A 215-nucleotide genomic window follows, 5' to 3' on the forward strand; every position below is an offset into this window, starting at 1 on the left:
CGCTTACGCCTTACAATATATTCTTTTGCCTAAACATGAACCACCTGGATCAGTGGTCTTAAAAATGTGGAAGGGAGGAACACAACATGCCTACTATTAACCAGTTAATCCGCAAAGGCCGTGTAGACAAAGTGAAAAAGTCTGACTCGCCTGCGTTGAACAAAGGGTACAACAGTTTCAAGAAGTCACAAACGGATGTTTCTTCTCCGCAAAAA

At 42.3% G+C, this 215-nt stretch carries 1 pseudogene; it reads left to right on the forward strand.

Annotation, left to right across the window (positions count from 1 at the left end):
• Positions 1-86 precede the first annotated feature (86 nt).
• Positions 87-215, forward strand: a pseudogene (locus tag CHH91_RS19720) (30S ribosomal protein S12); the annotation flags it as partial.

The sequence above is a fragment of the Virgibacillus sp. 7505 genome, assembly GCF_002272135.1.
GTDB lineage: Bacteria > Bacillota > Bacilli > Bacillales > Amphibacillaceae > Terribacillus.